The 14,637-nt window shown below is 74.0% G+C and carries 12 protein-coding genes; 3 read left to right on the top strand and 9 right to left on the bottom strand.

All coding sequences use genetic code 11. The features are described 5' to 3' along the window. Positions 1–139: 139 nt before the first annotated feature. The 6 genes from BG482_RS28925 to BG482_RS28900 form a co-directional block, all read right to left on the bottom strand. Positions 140–1,099 carry a threonine/serine dehydratase gene (locus tag BG482_RS28925; protein ID WP_069772104.1) on the bottom strand — a complete coding sequence of 320 codons (960 nt, stop codon included), beginning with the start codon at positions 1,097–1,099 and terminating at the stop codon, positions 140–142. Positions 1,100–1,369: 270 nt separating this feature from the next. Next, positions 1,370–4,363, bottom strand: a complete 2,994-nt coding sequence (locus tag BG482_RS28920) for a helix-turn-helix transcriptional regulator (RefSeq protein ID WP_069772103.1) — start codon at positions 4,361–4,363, stop codon at positions 1,370–1,372. A 78-nt stretch (positions 4,364–4,441) separates the two neighbouring features. Next, positions 4,442–4,795, bottom strand: a complete 354-nt coding sequence (locus tag BG482_RS28915) for a UBP-type zinc finger domain-containing protein (RefSeq protein WP_069772102.1) — start codon at positions 4,793–4,795, stop codon at positions 4,442–4,444. Beyond that, positions 4,792–6,288: an ATP-binding protein gene (locus BG482_RS28910; protein WP_069772101.1), complete on the bottom strand. Its 1,497-nt coding sequence runs from the start codon at positions 6,286–6,288 to the stop codon at positions 4,792–4,794. The genes BG482_RS28915 and BG482_RS28910 overlap by 4 nt, the downstream gene beginning before the upstream one ends. Continuing rightward, positions 6,285–7,961, bottom strand: a complete 1,677-nt coding sequence (locus BG482_RS28905) for an FAD-dependent oxidoreductase (RefSeq protein ID WP_069772100.1) — start codon at positions 7,959–7,961, stop codon at positions 6,285–6,287. Before BG482_RS28905 ends, BG482_RS28910 begins: the two co-directional genes overlap by 4 nt. A 145-nt stretch (positions 7,962–8,106) precedes the next feature. After that, positions 8,107–8,463, bottom strand: coding sequence for a VOC family protein (locus BG482_RS28900; RefSeq protein ID WP_069772156.1), 357 nt, complete (start codon positions 8,461–8,463; stop codon positions 8,107–8,109). Between the two features lie 61 nt (positions 8,464–8,524). On the opposite strand from BG482_RS28900, the gene BG482_RS28895 reads away from it, so the two are divergent. Beyond that, positions 8,525–9,397: a universal stress protein gene (locus tag BG482_RS28895; protein ID WP_069772099.1), complete on the top strand. Its 873-nt coding sequence runs from the start codon at positions 8,525–8,527 to the stop codon at positions 9,395–9,397. A gap of 26 nt (positions 9,398–9,423) precedes the next feature. Here the strand turns inward: BG482_RS28895 and BG482_RS28890 are convergent, their stop codons facing one another. The 3 genes from BG482_RS28890 to BG482_RS28880 form a co-directional block, all read right to left on the bottom strand. Next, on the bottom strand, positions 9,424–10,659 hold the full coding sequence (locus BG482_RS28890; protein ID WP_069772098.1) for a DUF4032 domain-containing protein: 1,236 nt from the start codon (positions 10,657–10,659) through the stop codon (positions 9,424–9,426). Between the two features lie 9 nt (positions 10,660–10,668). Continuing rightward, positions 10,669–11,418: an MBL fold metallo-hydrolase gene (locus BG482_RS28885; RefSeq protein ID WP_069772097.1), complete on the bottom strand. Its 750-nt coding sequence runs from the start codon at positions 11,416–11,418 to the stop codon at positions 10,669–10,671. A gap of 126 nt (positions 11,419–11,544) precedes the next feature. Continuing rightward, positions 11,545–12,174, bottom strand: a complete 630-nt coding sequence (locus BG482_RS28880) for an alpha-ketoglutarate-dependent dioxygenase AlkB (RefSeq protein WP_069772096.1) — start codon at positions 12,172–12,174, stop codon at positions 11,545–11,547. Between the two features lie 130 nt (positions 12,175–12,304). Here BG482_RS28880 and BG482_RS28875 point away from each other — a divergent pair, with 130 nt between their 5' ends. Together BG482_RS28875 and BG482_RS28870 are read left to right on the top strand one after the other, a co-directional pair. Continuing rightward, positions 12,305–12,937: a TetR/AcrR family transcriptional regulator gene (locus tag BG482_RS28875; protein WP_069772095.1), complete on the top strand. Its 633-nt coding sequence runs from the start codon at positions 12,305–12,307 to the stop codon at positions 12,935–12,937. A gap of 17 nt (positions 12,938–12,954) precedes the next feature. After that, a complete protein-coding gene (locus BG482_RS28870) occupies positions 12,955–14,628 on the top strand; it encodes an FAD-binding dehydrogenase (protein WP_069772094.1) in 1,674 nt (557 codons plus the stop codon). The last annotated feature ends 9 nt before the right edge of the window (positions 14,629–14,637 follow it).

Here is a 14,637-nt window from a genome sequence, read left to right as displayed (position 1 = left end):
CATTTTCCGGCGCGGGCCCTCCCGACGGATTTGCGCTATCCCCTCGAAGGGGCGTCGTCGAAGGGGCGTCGCCGCAGCGCCGTGGTCGGAGCGCGGTCGTCGGAGCGCCGTCGTACGGCCGCTGCCGGCGGGAGCGCGTTCAGCGCAACCCGAACCGCTCCGTCCAGAGCGACATGTCCGCGGCCGTCGCGTTGCCGCCGCAGACCACCAGGCCCAGCCGCACGTCGCGCCCCATCCGCTCGACCACCTGCCGGGCCGCGGGCAGCAGACAGCCGGCCGCCGGCTCGGTCCACAGCTTGGCGTGTTCGGCGAGGTCCAGACAGCCCCGCACGGCCTCCCGGTCGGGAACGCTCAACACGTCGGTGACCAGGGCGGACACATGGTCGTACGTCAGCTGCGAGACGCTCGGCGCACTGAGGGTGGAGACGATCGACGACAGCGCGACCGGCACCGGCCCGCCGGCCGCCAGCGCCTCCGACATCGCCTGTGCCCCCTCGGTCTCCACGCCCCAGATCCGCACCTGCGGGCGGCGGGCGCGCAGGGCCGCGGCCACACCGGCGATCAGTCCGCCGCCCCCGACGCTGACCAGTACGTCCGTGACGTCGTCCGCGTCAGCGGCGAACTCCAGGCCGACGGTGCCCTGCCCGGCGACGACCAGAGGATCGTCGAACGGGTGCACCAGCGTGAAACCCTCCTGCCGCAACCGCTCCACCAGCGAGAAGGCGCCGTCCATGGTGTCGGTCGACCGCACCGAGGCGCCGGCCGTCCGTGCGATCTCGACGGCACGGGCCGGTGCCGAACGCGGCATCACCACCGTGGCCTTCACGTCCAGCGCGGCGGCCATGACCGCGAGCGCGATCCCGTGGTTGCCGCCGCTCACCGCGACGACCCCGGCCGCCCGCTCGGCCTCGCTCAGCGACAGAGGCTTCGCCGCCGCCCCACGCGCCTTGAACGAGCCGGTGCGCTGCAGGAGTTCCAGCTTCGCGGTCACCGGCACGCCGAGCAGCGCCGACAGGCCGGGGCTCGGCACGGTCGGGGTGCGGACGACGTGTCCGGCGATCCGCTCGGCGGCCGCCTCGATGTCCGAGATGCCGATCAACACAGTCACCCTTCCGGCGCGGGCGGAGAGGGGAGTGGCCGCGCCTTGTCCCGCCTCGCACCCTCGCCCGCCGCCGGGGCCCCGGTCAACTCGATTCGCGGCCCGGCTCAGAGATCCCGGCGCACGGCGGGGGCGACGGGGCGCGCGGTTCGCGGGCGGCGCGGGCGGTCGCCCAGGCCGCGGCGTGCGCCGACTCGGCGGCGGCGACCTTCCGGCCCKCCCGCGACGAGGGCGCCACGGCCGTCCGCGCGCCGCCACGACCGGTTCCGCTCAGCGAGCCGGGCCCGGCTCCGGGTCGATCAGGCGCTCGCGGTAGGCGATGGCCACCGCCTCGGTACGGCTCGCCGCGCCCACCTTGGCGAGGATGTTGGAGACATGGACGCTCGCCGTCTTGCCGCTGATGAAGAGCTCCTCGCCGATCTGCCGGTTGCTGCGGCCGCGGGCGAGCAGCCGCAGGACCTCCTGCTCGCGGGCCGTCAAGGCGGCCGAACGGTCCCGGCCGGCGGAGGGGCCGGCGGCCGGGCGGCCGCTGCGGATCAGGGCGTCCGCCCGCTCCAGCAGAGGCGTGGCCCCCAGCCGCGCGGCTGTCTCCCGGGCGGCCCGGGCCTCGGCGGTCGCCTCCTCACGCCGGCCCGCCGCCAGCAGGGCCTGCGCGTACCGCATGCGGCAGCGGGCGAGTTCGTACGGGTCGCCGTAGCCGAAGGCCTGCACGGTCTTCTCCCAGGCGGCCGGGTCCGGGCCCGTGACGGCCCACGCGCACTCGGCCTCCGCGCGGGCCAGCCAGGCCCGCCCCTCGGGTCCCTGCGGCACGCCCGTCTGACCGTGCCGGGCAACCTCCCGGGCCGGCTCCAGCAGTTCGGTCGCGACGGCGGACCAGCGGCGGGCCGCGCTCTCGTCGCCCCCGCGCCGCGCCGCGTCGGCCGCGTCGGCCACCGCGGTGAGGGCCAGCGCCGTGAGCCGGACGGCGACGTCCGGGCGGCTTCCCGCTTCGTCCGTCAAGGATTCGACCGAGGACCGCAGCCTGGCCACCGCGGCCTCCGCGTCGCCGCTCAGCGCCGCCGCGTCGGTCAGGACGATCCCCGCGACGAGCGCCGCCACCCAGTCGTAGCGTCCCTCGAGGAGGGCGTGCGCCCGCTCGACGGCGCCGCGCTCGCCGCGCGCGAGGGCGACGTACAGCGTGGGGCCGAGCGCGAAGCCGCCCGACGCCGGGAGCACCGCCAGGTCGTCCGCCGCCGTGCGCAGGCACTCGTCCCACCGGCCCAGGGTGTACAGCACCAGAAGCTGCAGATAGCGCATTTCCAGCGGATACGGCGAGGACAACAGGCCTGCCCGGCGGGCCCGGTCCAGGCCCTCGGCCAGCCAGGGCAGACACTCCGCCGGCTCCCCGGCCTCGTAGGCCCCGATCGCCAGGGAGAACAGGGCACGCATCTCCACCGGGGCGTTGCCCCCGCGCCGGGCCAGCTCCCGGGCCTCCTTCAGCAGGGCCCGGCCCTCGGGGGAGCGGCGGCCGCCGCCCTCCAGGTTGGCCAGCGACACCAGCAGGTCGGCGCGCGCGTCCGTCAGTTCGAGCCGCTCGGCCACGCCCAGCGCCTGCCGGGCCACCCGCAGCGCGGTGGCCACGTCGCCGACCTGACGCGCCGCCAGGACATGGGTGGCGGCGGCCCACACCCACGTCGGCGACGGCGGTTCGGCCGGGATCATCGCCAGCGCCTCGCTGCTGTACGCGAACGCGGCCGTCAGGCTGTCGACGCCCATGAGGGTGCCGGCGAGCGTGTAGCGCACGCGCGCGGCGAGTTCGGAGTCGGCGTCCTGGCCCACGCCCGCGAGCGCGGCCCGGGTCAGGGAGACCGCGCGGTGCGCCTCCCCGGCGTGGGCGGCCGCCGCCGAGGCGCGCAGCATCAGCGTGACCCGGTCGCTTCCCTCGCCGGACGGCCGGGCCGGGGCGGGCGCCGACTCCCACAGGTCCAGGACGGCTTCCAGGTGGTGCAGTTCCTCGGCGGGCGCGCCGACCCGCCGGGCGTGGTCGGCGGCCTCCAGGGAGGCGGCGAGCGCCTCGCCCAGGTCGTGGCTCTCGCGGTAGTGGTGGGCGCGTTCCGCGGCGGTGTCGGCGCGGTGCCCGCGACGGGCCAGCAGACCGGCGAACGCGCCGTGCAGACGCGACCGCTCCCCGGGGAGGAGATCGAGGTAGACCGCCTCGCGCGCGAGAGCGTGCCGGAAGGCGTACGTGCCGTCGTCGCCCGCGACCAGCAGCCGGCGGCCGACCGCCTCCCGCAGAGCGGACTCCAGCTCCTCCTCCGGCAGCCCCACCGCGTCCCGCAGCAGGTCGTGGTCGACCCGCCGGCCGGCGACGGCGGCGGTGCGCAGCACCTGCTGGGCGGTGTCGGGGAGTTGCTCGACCCGGATGAGCAGCAGGTCGGCCAGCCCGCTGGGCACGGCGCCGGACTCCGCGTCCCGGGCAGCCACGAGCTCCTCCGCGTAGAAGGCGTTGCCCTCCGCGCGCTCCACGATCCGGCGCACCGCGGCCTCCGGCAGCGGACGGTCCTCCAGCGCGCGCACCAGACGGGCCACCTCGGCGTCGGCCAGCGGGCGCAGCTCCAGCCGCTCCACGGCCGGCAGCCGCACCAGCTCGGCCAGCAGCGGGCGGAACGGGTGGCGGCGGTGCAGGTCGTCCGCGCGGTAGGAGGCCAGGACCGCCGGCCGGTGCCCCGGTCCGCCGCCCGTGGGCCGTTGCAGGAACCCCCGGCTGAGCAGGAACCGCAACAGGTCGCGGGACGACGGGTCGGCCCAGTGCAGGTCCTCCAGGACGAGGAGCAGCGGGGTGACCTCGGAGAGGTCGGCGAACAGTGACGCCATGCCCTCCAGCAGGCGCAGCCGCCCGCCGCCGGCGTCCGAACCGGCCAGGGGACCCCCGTCGTCCCGCACGGCCTGCGCGCCCGTGCCGAGCAGCCGGTCGACCACCGGGTGCGCGGCGAGGACGGAGGCGAACCGCCCGTCCGCGGCGAGCAGGCCCAGGATCTCCGTGAACGGCAGATACGGCAGGCCCACGTCGCCCAGGTCCACGCAGTGTCCGGTGAGCACGGTCATGCCGGAGCGCGCGGCGCGCACCGCGATCTCGTTCAGCACCCGTGTCTTGCCCACGCCCGCGTCTCCGGCGATCAGCACCGCGCGGGCCTCACCTCCCCGGGCGCGCTCCAGCACGCCGGAGAGCCGGGCGAGTTCCTCTTCCCGGCCGACGAACGGAGTGGCGAACACGGTCTGCGACACGGCCCCATCCTGGCACGCGGCACCGACAGCGCGGCCCGCGACCAGGAACGGAGCCCTGCCGGGCGGGCCGCGGCGGCCTCAGCGACGCAGCAGCCGCGCCCAGTCCGCGGGCACCCGGCCGGCCGGCCCCGGCGTCGGCTGCTCCGCGGGGTGGCTCACCGGCGGGGCGAGCTCCGGCCCGGACTCGTACAGCTCGTCGGTGGAGTAGTCCCAGAACCACTCCTCGCCCGGCTCGAAGCTGCGCACCAGAGGATGACCGGTGGCCTTGTAGTGCGCGGTGGCGTGCTGCGCGGGCGAGGAGTCGCAGCAGCCGATGTGTCCGCAGCTCGTGCAGCGCCGCAGATGGAACCACCAGCCGCCGCTCGCGTCGCAGTCCACGCAGCCCGCGCCGCTGGGCGGGACGCTCGGGTCGATGGGGTCCACGTCGGTCATACCGTCTCCTCGGCGTTCTCGGCGTTCTCGGGGTGCTCGGGCTCGTCCTGGGCGTTCTCGGCCTCGGGGGCGGTCAGCGGCAGCAGCACCTGGAACCGGGTGTCGCCCGGAACGGACTCCACGTGCAGGCTGCCGTGGTGCTTGTTGACGACGATCCGCCAGGAGATGTCCAGGCCCAGACCGGTGCCTTCGCCGACCGGCTTGGTGGTGAAGAACGGGTCGAAGATCCGCTCGCGGATGTCCGGCGGGATGCCGGGCCCCGAGTCGCGGAACTCCACCAGCAGCCGGTCGCCCTCGCGGGCCGTCCGCACCGTCAGCGTGCCTTCCCCGCCGGAGGTGTCGACGGCGAAGACGGCGTTGTCGACCAGGTTCGTCCACACCTGGTTCAGTTCGGCCGGGTAGGCCGGGATCGCCGGGAGCGTGCGGTCGTAGTCCTTGACGACCTCGATGCGCCGGCCGATCTTGCCCGAGAGCATCAGCAGGGTGGAGTCGAGCAGTTCGTGCACGTCGACGACCCGGTAGGGCGCGCGGTCGAGCTGAGAGTACTGCTTGGCGGCGTCGACGAGGTGGGAGATGCGGTTGGTGGAGTCGTCGATCTCGTCCATCAACAGCTCGGTCTCCACCGTGTAGTTGAGCCAGCCGACCGCGCCCGGCAGGATGTCCGGCGCGACGGCGGCCGCGACCTGCTCCAGCCAGTCCACGTCGAGCCCGGCCTGGACGAACGTCGGGGCGATCCGCCAGCCCTCCTCGATGTCGTGGTCGTCGAGCCAGTCGGCGAGGGCGTCCTCCCGGTCGGAGGCCTCCAGGGGGCTCAACACCGGTGCCTTGGCGACCAGTTCGGCCGTGCGCTCCTGGATCTCGATCAGTCGGGTCAGGGCCTCCGGGTCGTACGCGCCGGACGCGATGACGGCGAGCTTGTGCCGCATCTTCGCCACCCGCTCGCGCAGCGTGGCGGTGGCCCGCACGGCCGCCGCGGCCGGGTTGTTCAGCTCGTGCGTGAGACCGGCCGACAACGAGCCCAGCGCCAGCAGCCGTTCGCGCTGACCGATCGCCCGCTGGGTGTTCTTCGAGCCGAAGAACAGCCCCTCCAGCAGGTGCGCCGCCATCGGGAACCACTCCCGCATGACGGCCGAGAACGACTCGGCCGGCAGCACGAAGAACCGGGTCGGCTCGGTCACCCGCATCGAGTTGTTGTAGACCTGCGGCACCTGGTCGCCCAGGTAGGCCTGCATGGCCCCGGCGTACACCCCGCGCTGGGAGGTACGGCTGACCTCGACGTCGTCCGCGCCGACCCTGCGGTACAGCACGACCGTGCCGTCGAGCATCACGTAGAAGCAGGTCGCCGGGTCGCCCTCGGTGTACACCGGGCCGGGCTCGAACTTCTCCACCCGGCCTTCGCCGCACAGCCGTCCCAGCTGCTCGGGGGAGAGCTTCTCGAACAGGAACAGCGAGCTGATCTCGGCCGGGCTGCACGGCATCGGCTTCCCGCTCATGACTGCTCCAGGTAGCGGTGGACGAGCATCACGGCCATGGCTCCCTCTCCGACGGCGGACGCGACGCGCTTGGCGGACTCCGCGCGCGCGTCGCCCGCCACGAACACGCCGGGGATGTTGGTCTCCAGGTGGTACGGCGGCCGGTCGAGCTCCCAGCTCGCCGGGGGCCGCCCGTCCGGGGTGAGGTCGGGGCCGGCCAGGATGAACCCGCGCTCGTCGCGCAGCACCGTGCCGTCCAGCCAGTCGGTCAGCGGGGCGGCGCCGATGAACACGAACATCCACTGCGCGTCGACGAGTTCGGTCCGTCCGCTCGCCACGTCGCGCAGTGTGAGCTGCTCCAGCCGGCCGTCCCCGTGCGCGGCCTCGACGACGGTGCCGGGGCGCACCGAGATGTTGGGCGCTTCCTCGATCTGCTGGATCAGGTAGTACGACATCGACGCCGCAAGCGACTCCCCGCGCACCAGCAGCGTGACCGACTTGGCGCCTCTGGCCAGGTACATCGCCGCCTGCCCGGCGGAGTTGGCGCCGCCGACGATGTACACGTCGTGCCCCTGGCAGGAGGACGCCTCCGTGAGCGCGGACCCGTAGTACACGCCGCAGCCGGTCAGGTCGTCGCAGCCCGGGGCGGCCAGCTGCCGGTAGGACACGCCGGTCGCGAGGATCACGCTGTGCGCGGCCACCGCCGAGCCGTCCGAGAACCGCACGACCCGCGCGGACCCGTTGACCTCCAGGCCCGTCACCTCGCGCGCGGTGAGGATCTCCGCGCCGAACTTGCCCGCCTGCCGCCGCGCCCGGTCGGTGAGCTGAGCGCCGGACACGCCGTCGGGGAAGCCCAGGTAGTTCTCGATGCGCGAGCTCTGCCCGGCCTGTCCGCCGGTCGCCGACCGCTCCACGAGCACCGTCCGCAGCCCCTCGGAGGCCCCGTAGACGGCCGCGCCGAGGCCGGCCGGTCCGCCGCCGATCACCACGAGGTCGTAGAAGTCCGCGGTCGGCGTGGTCGCCAGCCCCACGTGGGCGGCCAGTTCGGGTGCGTCCGGCTCCACCAGGGGCGTGCCGTCGGCGGTGACCACCAGCGGCAGCCGCTGTCCGTCCACGCCGGCCGCCGCGAGCAGCCGTCGGCCCTCGGGCTCGTCGGCGGAGTACCAGCGGTAGGGCACCTGGTTGCGCGCCAGGAACTCCCGTACGTCGGAGGAACGCGCCGACCAGCGGTGCCCGACGACCTTCGTGGCAGGCACCGGCCGGTGGTCGCTGGACCGCCAGGCCTCCAGCAGGTCGTCCAGGACCGGGTAGAGCTTCTCCTCGGGCGGGTCCCACGGCTTGAGCAGATAGTGGTCGAGGTCGACGACGTTGATCGCGTCGATCGCCGCGCTGGTGTCCGCGTAGGCGGTCAGCAGCACGCGCCGGGCGCCGGGGTACACGTCCAGGGCCTGTTCGAGGAACTCGATGCCGTTCATCTGCGGCATCCGGTAGTCGGCCAGGATGACGGCCACCAGGTCGCCGCGGAGCTTCAGCTCGCGCAGGGCGTCCAGCGCGGACTCCCCGGACTCGGCCCGCACGATCCGGTACGAGGCGCCGTAGCGGCGCCTGAGGTCACGGGCGACGGCCCGGGACACCCCCGGATCGTCGTCCACGGTCAGGATGACGGTCCGCGCGGTTTCGGCGGCCTGTGCCATACGTCTCCCACCCCGAGAGGGTCATTGCTCATGGCGGCACGGCAGAGCCCCGTGCCGGCTCCGCCCATCGTATGTTCGATCGGCCCGGTCCGCTCCGGGACAAGGGCGAACCGTGCGCTCACGGCACAGCCCGGGGCGCACGCCGTCAAGCCGGCTGCCGCTCTCCCAGCACGCAGAACTCGTTTCCCTCGGGGTCGGCCAGCACCACCCACGGCTGCTCGCCCTGGCCGACGTCCGCGCGGCGCGCGCCCAGCGACAGCAGACGGGCCACCTCGGCGTGCTGGTCGTCGGGCCGGAAGTCCAGGTGGAGCCGGTTCTTGGCCGTCTTCCCCTCCGGCACCGGAACGAAGACCAGACCCGGCAGCCGGTCCTGCCGCTGCCGGATCTCGTACTCGTCGGGGGCGTCGTGGACCACCACCCAGCCGAGGGCCGCGGCCCACCACCGTCCCAGCGCCACCGGGTCGGTCGCGTCCACGACCGTCTGCTCCCACTCCAGAGTCATGCCGGCAGCGTAGTGAAGACTGGGGGCGACGGATGTGATCACGACACGAGGAGGCGGCGGGATGACGGGCCCGATCACGGCAGGGGTCGACGGAACGGACGAGAGCCTCGCGGCGCTCGCCTGGGCGGCCCGCGAGGCCGTCCGGCGTGACCTGGCGCTGCGGGTGGTGCACGCCTGGCGCTTCCAGCCGAACGCGGCGGCCGACGTGGCGGACCGCGACGCGCAGGAGCGATGGGTGCGCGACGCGGTCGAGCGGGCCGTGGCGACGGTGGCCGAGCGGCACCCCGCGCTGAGCGTCACCGCCGACGTCGAGGAGGGCGGCCCGGTGGAGTCGCTGGTCGCCGCCGCGGCCGGGGCGGAACTGCTGGTGCTCGGCTCGCGCGGGTACGGACCCGTCGTGGGATTCCTGCTGGGCTCGGTCGGCCGGCAGGTGATCGCCGAGGCCGCGCGTCCCGTCGTGCTGGTGCGCGCGGGCGACCGTCCGTCGTCCGAGGCGGCGGCGCACGAGATCGTCGTCGGTCAGCAGGGCGAGCCCGAGGACAGCGCGCCGGCCCTGCGCTTCGCGTTCGAGACCGCGGCCGCGCGGGGCGCGGGCGTGCGCGCGGTGCGGGCCTGGACGCTGCCGCCGGTGTTCGCCTACAGCCCCGGCTCGCTCAGGCTCCTCGACGAGGCCGGCGGCCTGGAGCCGTACGAGAAGAAGGCGCTGGCGGAGGCGCTGCAGCCGTGGCGGGAGCGGTTCCCCGACGTGCCCGTGGTGGAGCACGTGGAGATGGGCAGCGCCGGCCAGGTACTGCTGTCGGTCGCCGGACGGGCCCAGCTGATGGTGGTCGGCCGCCGCGCCCACCGTACGGCGGTGGGCGCCCGGATCGGCTCCGTGGCGCACGGCGTCCTGCACCACGCGGACTGCCCGGTCGCCGTCGTGCCCCACGACTGACCCGCGGGGCGCGCGCGGCCCCGGGCTCATTCCGGGAGGGTCGGCTCCAGGGTCTCGCGCGCCTTGGGCAGGATGTTGCCGATGTAGTCCTCGACCACGGCGTCGAGCCCGATGTCGTGCTGCGCGTGCTCCGACAGGTACCAGCGGTGTTCGAGCAGCTCGTGGTAGATCTCCGCGGAGTCCATCGAGCCGCGCAGCTCGAGCGGCACCGCACGCACGGTGGGCCGGAAGACGTCCCGCACCCAGCGGTGCGCCAGCACCTCCGGGCGGGCCGCGAGCGGGTCGCCCGGGGCGTAGTCGTCCTGGGTGGCCATCCAGCTCTCCAGGTCGCTCAGCAGCCGCCGGGCCTGGTTCTCCTCGGTGTCCAGTCCCGTCAGGCGCAGCAGCTGACGCTGGTGGTGGCCCGCGTCGACGACCTTGGGCACGAAGGTGACCGTGTCGCCGTTGGAGGAGTGCTCGATCTGCATCTCGGCGACGTCGAAGCCGAGCTCGTTGAGGCGGCGGATCCGGCGCTCGATGTAGTGGTACTTGCCCGCCGGGTAGACCGAGGTGCGGGTCAGCTCCTCCCACAGCGCCCCGTAGCGGGCGCAGATCTCCATGCCGAACTCGATCGGGTCCACCGACGGGTGCAGCGCCCCGGAGGCTTCCAGGTCCAGCAGCTCGCCGCTGATGTTGACGCGGGCGAGGTCGAGGTCGTACTCGCGCTGCCCGGTGCTCAGCTGCGGGTGCAGATCGCCGGTCTCGGCGTCCACGAGGTAGGCGGCGTAGGCGCCCGCGTCCCGTCGGAACAGGGTGTTGGACAGCGAGCAGTCGCCCCAGGCGAACCCGGCCAGGTGCAGTCGCACCAGCAGGACGGCGAGGGCGTCCATCAACCGGTGCATGGTGGCCGGCCGCATCGTCGTCTCGAACATCGAGCGGTACGGCATCGAACCGCCGAGGTGCCGGGTGACCAGCACCGACTCCAGTGGCGACCCGTCGTCGGCGGTGCGACCGGTGACCACGGCCAGCGGGTCGACGGCGGGGATGCCGATCCGGTCGAGGTCGCGCAGCAGCTCGTACTCGCGCAGCGCGGGCCGCTCGGCGAGCTCCTTGACGGCGATCACCTCGTCGCCCGCCCGGGCGTAGCGCACCACGTGGCGGGAGATGCCGCGCGGCAGCGGGACCAGGACCTCCTCGGGCCACTCCTCCAGGGGCACGTGCCAGGGCAGCTCAAGCAGGAGTGCCGGGTGCTCCGGGTTGGTGGCGCTGATCTGCAAAGCCATGACCTGACCTTAGACGGCGCGTTCGTGGGCCTGCTGGGCCGCGGCCTTCACGGACCCCTGGTGGAGCGGTCCGTGTCCGGGCAGCAGCAGCTCGCCCGTCAGTCCCGCGATCACGTCCAGCGACGCGACCGCGCGACCGCGCTCGTGGTGGAACATGTCCGGCAGCAGCTGCGGACCGCGGAGGCGGGACGTCGGGTGCCCGCTGACCAGCGCGTCCCCGGACACGACGATCCCGCGGTCCGGGAGGTGGAAGACGGTGTGCCCGTCGGTGTGCCCCGGGGTGTGCACCGGGACCGGCCGGCCGGGCAGGTCGAGCGGACCCTCGGCGGCCGGGAACGCCTCGGGCGCGGTGACCGGGTGCTGTTCGGTGCCGCCGGAACGCAGCGCATGCACCATCCACGGCAGCACGCCGGGCCGCCAGGCGTTGCGCAGCACCTCGCCGACGCTCACCTGCTGGAGGAACTCGCGGCGGGCGTGCGGTACTTCGGCCTCGTGCAGATACACCGGCACGCCGTACGTCGCACGCAGGTGCTCGGCGGAGCCCAGGTGGTCGTTGTGGGCGTGCGTGACGAGCACGGCCGTGATCGCCTCCGGCGAACTGCCCACGGAGGTGAGGGAGTCGAGGACCAGCTCACGGTCGCCCGGGTAGCCGGTGTCGATCAGCGTGACCGCGTCCCCGTCGGTGAGGATCACCCAGTTGGTGTTGCTGCCGTGCACCAGGTAGGTGCCGTCCGCCACTTGCCGTACGTCTGCCCGCATGGCCGTCCCGTGTTCTTCGCGAGGTGCTCGACGGGGACAGCAAAGCAGACCGTGCGCAAGAGGCGGTGGGCGGGGCTCCCCGCCCGACGGGACCGGGCCGGGCCGGGCCGCGTCGGCGCCGCGGGCTCAGCGCACCCCGCGCGGGCGGAACTGGACGCTGATGCGCGGTCCGGCGGCCCGGGTGGACTTGGGGACGCAGTGTTCCCAGGTCCGCTGGCAGGAGCCGCCCATGACGATCAGGTCGCCGTGCCCCAGCGGACGCCGCACCGTCTCGCCGCCGCCCGCCGGACGCAGCAGCAGGTCGCGCGGCGAGCCCACGGAGAGGATCGCGACCATCGTGTCGAGCCGGGCGCCGCGGCCGATCCGGTCGCCGTGCCAGGCGACGCTGTCCCGGCCGTCGCGGTAGTGGCACAGGCCGGCGGTGACGAACGGCTCGCCCAGCTCGTCGGCGTAGTGCGCGGACAGGGTCCGGCGGGCTTCCTCCAGCACCGGGTGGGGCAGGTCGTCGTCCGCTCCGTAGAACGCCAGCAGACGCGGCACGTCGACGACGCTGTCGTACATCGTGCGCCGCTCGGCCTGCCACGGGACCTCCACCGCCAGGTGTTCGAACAGCGTGTCCGAGCCGGTGAGCCAGCCCGGCAGCACGTCGATCCAGGCGCCCGCACCGAGGGTGGTGCGGCGGAGCCCGTCGAGGGGGCCGAGGCGCGGGGCGTCGGCCTGGTCGAAGAGGGAGCCCTGAAGGTGGTGCGCGGTCATGCGTCCCAGCGTACGCCTTAATCGAAAATGTGTTCGCCGAGGTCGGCGCGGCTCGTGTGCGCCCGCGGTCCGGGCCCTTTCGATACATCTGTGTATCGGATACATTCGCGTATCGAACGGAGGTCCAGCCATGGACGTACGGCACCCGGAGCCGGCGGGACGCGTGACCCGGCGGCGGGCCCGCACCCGCGCCAACCTGCTCGACGCCGCGTTCGCCGTGTTCGCCGCCAAGGGCTTCGGCCGGGTCTCCATCGAGGAGGTCTGCGACGCCGCCGGCTACAGCAGGGGCGCCTTCTACTCCAACTTCGCCAGCCTGGACGAACTGTTCTTCGCCCTCTACCAGGAGCGCGCCGACCTCATCGCCCGGCAGGTCGCCGAAGCCCTCGCCGACGGCGGGCCCGACCTGGCCGTGCCGGCCTCCGTGGACCGCGTCACCGAGGTGCTCCTCCTCGACCTCGACTGGCTGCTGGTGAAGACGGACTTCCTGGTGCACGCCGCCCGCGACGCCACGGTCGCGCAGACCCTCCTGGAGCACCGGACCAGGCTGCGCGGCGCGATCGCCGACCGGCTGGCCCGCACCCCGCTGCCCGCCGTCCTCGGCGACGCCGACTCCGCCGCCCACGCGGTGGTCGCCGCCTACGACGGGGTTACCACCCAACTGCTGCTGGACAAGGACGTGGACCGCGCCCGCGGCTGGCTGAAGCAACTGCTCACCGCGCTGCTGACCGACGGCAGCACACCCCCTCCCGGATGTTCCGAATGAGAAAGGCAACCCACGCCATGGACGCGGACGTCATCGTCGTCGGAGCGGGCCTCGCGGGCCTCGTAGCGGCGCACGAACTCACCAGCAGGGGCAGACGGGTCGCCCTCGTCGACCAGGAGAACGCCGCCAACCTCGGCGGCCAGGCGTTCTGGTCCTTCGGCGGACTCTTCCTCGTCGACTCCCCGGAGCAGCGCCGGCTCGGCGTCAAGGACTCCTTCGACCTGGCCTGGAGCGACTGGCAGGGCAGCGCCGCGTTCGACCGGACCGAGGACGAGGACTCCTGGGCGGTGCGCTGGGCGCGCGCCTACGTCGAGTGGGCGGCGGGGGAGAAGCGCACCTGGCTCGCCGGGCACGGGATCTCCTTCGTGCCGACCGTCGGCTGGGCCGAGCGCGGCGACCTGCGGGCCGACGGCCACGGCAACTCCGTCCCCCGTTTCCACGTCGCCTGGGGGACCGGCACGGGCGTCGTCGAACCCTTCGTGCGCTACGCCAAGCAGGCGGCCAAGGACGGCCTGCTGACCTTCTACCACCGGCACCGCGTCGACGCGCTGGTCCTCTCGGACGGCGCCGCGCGCGGGGTGCGCGGCACGGTCCTCGCCGCCGACGACTCCGCGCGCGGCGTCGCCTCCAACCGCGACCCGATCGGCGAGTTCGAACTGACCGCGCAGGCCGTGGTCGTCAGCAGCGGCGGCATCGGCGCCGACCACGACATCGTCCGCCGCTACTGGCCCGAACGGCTCGGCACCCCGCCCGCCGAGATGGTCACCGGCGTCCCCGCCTACGTCGACGGCCGGATGCTCGACATCAGCGCCGAGGCCGGGGCCCGCCTCGTCAACCGCGACCGCATGTGGCACTACACCGAGGGCATCCAGAACTGGGACCCCATCTGGCCCGGCCACGGCATCCGCATCCTGCCCGGCCCCTCCTCGATGTGGTTCGACGCGCTCGGCCGCCGGCTGCCCGACCCCTGCCTGCCCGGCTACGACACCCTCAACACCCTCAAGCACCTGCGCACCACCGAGGACATCGCCGCGTACGACCACTCCTGGTTCGTCCTCACCCGCAGAATCGTCGAGAAGGAATTCGCGCTGTCGGGCTCCGAGCAGAACCCGGACATCACCGCCAAGGACCGCAAGGCCGTCCTGCGCGACCGGCTGCTCGGCAAGGGCGCCCCGGCCCCCGTGCAGGCGTTCCTCGACCGCGGCGCCGATTTCGTGATCGCCGACACGCTGGAGCAGCTGGTCGAGAAGATGAACGGGCTGACGGAGAAACCGCTGCTCGACGCGGACACCCTGCGCCGCCAGATCCAGGCCCGCGACCTGCAGATGGCCAACCCGTACAGCAAGGACGCCCAGATCCAGGGCATCCGCAACGCCCGCCGCTACATCGGCGACCGGCTCGGCCGCGTCGCCACCCCGCACCGCGTCCTCGACCCCGCGGCCGGCCCGCTGATCGCCGTCAAGCTGCACGTGCTCACCCGCAAGACGCTCGGCGGCATCCAGACCGACCTCGACTCACGCGCCCTGGGCGCCGACGGGCAGCCGGTCGAGGGTCTGTACGCGGCCGGCGAGGTGGCCGGCTTCGGCGGCGGCGGCGTCCACGGCTACAACGCGCTCGAAGGCACTTTCCTAGGCGGCTGCCTCTTCTCCGGGCGGGCGGCCGGCCGAGCGGCGGCGAAGCAGACGGGCTGACGTCCGCGT

It is taken from the genome of Streptomyces sp. LUP30 (assembly GCF_001746365.1).
Taxonomy (GTDB): Bacteria; Actinomycetota; Actinomycetes; order Streptomycetales; family Streptomycetaceae; genus Streptomyces.
The sequence above is the reverse complement of the archived record's forward strand: the minus strand, read 5'-3'. Positions and strand labels throughout refer to the sequence as shown.

Excerpts from the sequence above, each read along its gene's own strand:
- BG482_RS28915 (WP_069772102.1), bottom strand. The coding sequence starts at position 4,795 with ATGACCGACGTGGACCCCATCGACCCGAGCGTCCCGCCCAGCGGCGCG.
- BG482_RS28910 (WP_069772101.1), bottom strand. The coding sequence starts at position 6,288 with ATGAGCGGGAAGCCGATGCCGTGCAGCCCGGCCGAGATCAGCTCGCTG.
- BG482_RS28905 (WP_069772100.1), bottom strand. The coding sequence starts at position 7,961 with ATGGCACAGGCCGCCGAAACCGCGCGGACCGTCATCCTGACCGTGGAC.
- BG482_RS28900 (WP_069772156.1), bottom strand. The coding sequence starts at position 8,463 with ATGACTCTGGAGTGGGAGCAGACGGTCGTGGACGCGACCGACCCGGTG.
- BG482_RS28895 (WP_069772099.1), top strand. The coding sequence starts at position 8,525 with ATGACGGGCCCGATCACGGCAGGGGTCGACGGAACGGACGAGAGCCTC.
- BG482_RS28890 (WP_069772098.1), bottom strand. The coding sequence starts at position 10,659 with ATGGCTTTGCAGATCAGCGCCACCAACCCGGAGCACCCGGCACTCCTG.
- BG482_RS28885 (WP_069772097.1), bottom strand. The coding sequence starts at position 11,418 with ATGCGGGCAGACGTACGGCAAGTGGCGGACGGCACCTACCTGGTGCAC.
- BG482_RS28880 (WP_069772096.1), bottom strand. The coding sequence starts at position 12,174 with ATGACCGCGCACCACCTTCAGGGCTCCCTCTTCGACCAGGCCGACGCC.
- BG482_RS28875 (WP_069772095.1), top strand. The coding sequence starts at position 12,305 with ATGGACGTACGGCACCCGGAGCCGGCGGGACGCGTGACCCGGCGGCGG.
- BG482_RS28870 (WP_069772094.1), top strand. The coding sequence starts at position 12,955 with ATGGACGCGGACGTCATCGTCGTCGGAGCGGGCCTCGCGGGCCTCGTA.